Origin of the sequence: Streptomyces sp. SID3212 (genome assembly GCF_009865405.1) — a bacterium.
GTDB lineage: Bacteria > Actinomycetota > Actinomycetes > Streptomycetales > Streptomycetaceae > Streptomyces.
In genome coordinates this window covers 1-4,027 of the sequence record NZ_WWJY01000944.1, presented here as the reverse complement: position 1 = coordinate 4,027, position 4,027 = coordinate 1, and the positions used below count along the sequence as shown (strand labels likewise).

Here is a 4,027-nt window from a genome sequence, read left to right as displayed (position 1 = left end):
CACACGGTGCGGGACAGCCGATGGGCCCGGCACACGGTGTGTGTCGGGCCCATCGGCTGTTCTGTGGCTCTACTGCGTTGTGCGCTCTTATGACTTTTGTGCGGTGGTTACATGCTCGCGGTCAGGCCGACTTCCGGCTGTCCCGCGGGTGCACGGCGATGTTCATGGCGCCGGAGCGCAGGACTGCCAGCCGTTCGGCCAGCACCTCCTCCAACTCCTCGCGTGTGCGCCGCTCCATGAGCATGTCCCAGTGCGTACGCGCAGGCTTGCCCTTCTTCTCCTCGGGGCCATCTCCGTCGACCAGGAGTGCCTGGGCGCCACACGCCTTGCACTCCCACTCCGGCGGGATGTCCGCCTCCACCGAGAACGGCATCTCGAATCGATGTCCGTTCTCGCATGCGTACTCCACCGCCTGGCGCGGGGCCAGATCGATGCCGCGGTCCGTCTCGTAGCTGGTAACCACGAGTCGCGTGCCGCGGAGAGCTCGCTCACTCATGAATCGTGCCTCCCGGGCTTGTCGCCCACAGGACAGGTGTCGCTGTCGTCGTCATCCGGTCAACGTCCGGTCCGCGGTAAAGATTCCCGTGCCGGGTCTTGCGTCGCCCGTCGTGCCGCCCCTTGTTGTACCCACCAGTGACCGCTTTGTCACCTCTGACAGAAGATGTCACCCGGCGAATTCATTTCTCCACTACGCAGGAACGGTCCGCCCGGCAGGCCAAACGCGTACACTACCGCCCTTTGACTTCAACGTCTAAATCCGTGCCGGTACGGGGTTTCCGGCGGCGGCTATCGCCCGCCCCACCGGCACCCTCGCCAGCAGGACGGACCCCAGGACGAAGAACACCACCAGGGAGATGATCGCATCCCGGTAACTCCCCGTGAGCTGGTACGCGAGCCCGAACACCAGGGGCCCCAGCCAGCTCAGTCCCCGGTCGCTCATCTCGTACGCGGAGAAGTACTCGGCCTCCTTGCCGCGCGGCACCAGATGGGAGAAGAGCGAGCGGGACAGCGCCTGGCTGCCGCCCAGCACCAGACCGATGGCTGCCGCGAGCGCGTAGAACGCCACCGGCGTCCGGGCCGGCAGGAAATACCCCGCTCCCAGGATCAGCGTCCACACCGCCAGGGAGACGAGGACGGTCCGCTTGGCCCCGTACGACCTGGCCAGCCTGCCCATCCCGAGCGCGCCCGCCACGGCCAGGATCTGCACCAGCAGCACGGCCGTGATCAGCGTCGTCTGGTCCAGGTCCAGTTCCTCGGAGCCGTAGACCGAGGCCTGTGAGATCACCGTCTGGATGCCGTCGTTGTAGACCAGATAGGCGAGCAGGAACGACATGGTCAGCGGATGGCGGCGCATGTCCTTGAGGGTGTTCACCAGCTGCCGCCAGCCGGTGCCGACCGACCCCTCGCCGTGCCCGGGCACCGCGCGGTCCCGCAGCCGGCGCAGCGGGACGAGGGTGAAGGCGCCCCACCAGACGCCGGCCGAGGCGAGGCAGATCCGTACCGCCGTCGACTCCGAGACGCCGAACGAGTCGTGGCCCGTGTACAGGACGAGGTTCAGCACCAGCACCAGGGCGCCCGAGGTGTAGCCGAACGCCCACCCCCGGGAGGAGACGGCGTCGCGTTCCTCAGGCCCGGCTATCTGGGGGAGGAACGCGTTGTAGAGCACCATCGAGACGGACAGCGACGCGTTCGCCACGATCAGGAGCAGCGCGCCCAGCAGATACCGGTCGCCGTCCAGGAAGAACATGCCGGCCGTGGCGGTCGCCCCCAGATACGCGGAGGCCGCCAGCAGCGGCTTCTTGCGTCCCGTACGGTCGGCCACCGCGCCCGCGAGTGGCATCACGAGCACCGCCACCACGACCGACACGGAGACGGAGTAGGCGAAGACGGACCCCGCGCGCAGGGGGATGCCCAGCGGGTGCACGAACCCGTCCGCGTCGGCGGCGGCCTTGGCCACCGAGGTGAGGTACGGGCCGAGGAAGACGGTGAGCACGCTCGTGGAGTAGACGGAGCAGGCGAAGTCGTAGAAGTACCAGCCTCGTTGCTCGCGCCTGCGGTCGCGCACCCCGTCCGGCCCGTCAGGCCCGTCCGGCTCCTCGGTACGGTCCACGGTCTCGGCGGTCACCCGCGCCCCCTCGATCAGTTCCAGGCGTGCGGCGCCCGGTGTGCGGGGCCCGGCGTTCAGTGCCAGGCTCCCCGCGCGGTGAACACCGTGCGCAGCGTCTCCAGTTGATCGGTCATGATGCCATCCACGCCGAGGTCCAGCAGGGCCTCCATGCGATCCGCCTCGTTGACGGTCCAGACGTGCACCTGAAGACCCCGCGCGTGGGCCGTCCGTACAAAGCGCTCGTCCACCACCGGGATGCCGCTCTGCGCCTCGGGCACCTGCGCGGACACCGCCCCCGTCCGTACGGGGAAGGGGACCCCGTACGAGCGGAGTCGCAGGCCCAGCACGCCCCGTACCCCGTACGAGGTGGCCAGCCGGGGGCCCGCGAGCCGCGCCGCGGCGGCCACCCGGCGCTCGGAGAAGGACCCCACGCAGACCCGGTCCCAGCTGCCCGTCCTGCGGATCAGGTCGACCAGCGGGACCAGCGCGGGGGCGGCCTTGATGTCCACGTTCCAGCGGGCGTCGGGGAATTCGTCCAGCAGGTCCGCGAAGAGGGGCAGCGGCTCCTTGCCCGCGACGCGGGCCTGCCGCACCTCGTCCCAGGGGAGGTCGGCGATCCGGCCGTGCCCGTCCGTCACCCGGTCGAGGGTGGTGTCGTGGAAGGCGACCAGACGGCCGTCGGCGGTGGTGTGGACGTCGGTCTCGAAGTAGCGGTAGCCGAGGGAGTCCGCGCGGCGGAAGGCGGCGGCGGTGTTCTCCAGGCCTTCGGCCGCGCCGCCCCGGTGGGCGAACGGGATCGGGCCCGGGTGGTCCAGGTACGGATGGCGTGGGTGGGTCACGGCCGCAGTATGGCCTGCTCCGGTGACCCGGCGGCGACGGCGCGGCTGCGTGCGGGCGCCGGGGGGACGGCGAAGACACGAAGGAAGAGCTGCGCGAGGGGGCCGATGGCCAGCGCGTAGGCCACCGTGCCGATCCCGACCGAGCCGCCGAGGACGAAGCCCGTGGCCACCACAACGATCTCGATGGAGGTACGGACGAGCCGGATCGAGCGGCCGGTCACCCGGTTCAGCCCGGTCATCAGACCGTCGCGCGGGCCCGGTCCGAAGCGGGCCGCGATGTACAGGCCGGTGGCGGCGCCGTTGAGGACGATGCCCGCGACCAGCAGGGTGATCCTGGCGGGCGCGCCGTGGGCGTCGGGGACGAGCGCGAGGGTGGCGTCCATGGCGAGGCCGACCACGAAGACGTTGGAGACCGTCCCGAGCCCCGGGCGCTGCCGCAGGGGTATCCACAGCAGCAGGACGGTGGCGCCCACGATGATCGAGACGACCCCCATGGACAGGCCCGTGCGCTCGGACAGCCCCTGGTGCAGCACTCCCCACGGCTCCAGGCCCAGCCCGCCGCGCACCAGCAGGGCCGCGCTCGCCCCGTACAGCGCGAGTCCGGTGGCGAGCTGGAGCAGCCGACGGGTGAGACGGACGCCCCGGAGGCCGGCGGTGGTGGACATGAGGGGGCCTCCTGATGCGATGGTGGACTGGTACGCATCACTCTGTGGCTGGCTCCTCCCCGCCAACCATGGCCAATCCGGTGAAGGTGGACTGACTTCTATGGCGCAGTGGACCTCTGCGGTCGGCGCGGCGCAGCTCGCCCGGCAGCTCAAGGCGCAGCACGACCGGCCCGCCGGGCCGAACAGCCGTCGGCCGCCGGCGTACCGGGCGCTCGCCGAGGGGATCAGGCTGCTCGTGCTGGAGGGCCGGGTGCCGGTCGCGGCGCGGCTGCCCGCCGAGCGGGAGCTGGCCGTCGCGCTGTCGGTGAGCCGTACGACGGTGGCCGCCGCGTACGAGGCGCTGCGCGCCGAGGGCTTCCTGGAGTCCCGCAGGGGCGCGGGCAGCTGGACGGCGGTCCCGGCGGGCAGTCCGCTGC

At 71.1% G+C, this 4,027-nt stretch carries 5 protein-coding genes; 1 reads left to right on the top strand and 4 read right to left on the bottom strand.

Going from position 1 to position 4,027, the window contains the following annotated elements:
- Positions 1-121 precede the first annotated feature (121 nt).
- The 4 genes from GT042_RS28240 to GT042_RS28225 form a co-directional block, all read right to left on the bottom strand.
- On the bottom strand, positions 122-496 hold the full coding sequence (locus GT042_RS28240) for an RNA polymerase-binding protein RbpA (protein WP_161311542.1): 375 nt from the start codon (positions 494-496) through the stop codon (positions 122-124).
- 255 nt (positions 497-751) lie between these two features.
- Positions 752-2,110, bottom strand: a complete 1,359-nt coding sequence (locus tag GT042_RS28235) for an MFS transporter (RefSeq protein WP_161311543.1) — start codon at positions 2,108-2,110, stop codon at positions 752-754.
- Between the two features lie 71 nt (positions 2,111-2,181).
- A complete protein-coding gene (locus GT042_RS28230; RefSeq protein ID WP_161311541.1) occupies positions 2,182-2,946 on the bottom strand; it encodes a glycerophosphodiester phosphodiesterase in 765 nt (254 codons plus the stop codon).
- Positions 2,943-3,611 (bottom strand): hypothetical protein, encoded by a 669-nt coding sequence (locus tag GT042_RS28225; protein WP_161311540.1) that lies wholly within the window; start codon positions 3,609-3,611, stop codon positions 2,943-2,945. The genes GT042_RS28230 and GT042_RS28225 overlap by 4 nt, the downstream gene beginning before the upstream one ends.
- A 100-nt stretch (positions 3,612-3,711) precedes the next feature.
- Here GT042_RS28225 and GT042_RS28220 point away from each other — a divergent pair.
- Positions 3,712-4,027: winged helix-turn-helix domain-containing protein (locus tag GT042_RS28220; RefSeq protein WP_161311539.1), on the top strand; the 316-nt coding region annotated here is incomplete at its 3' end.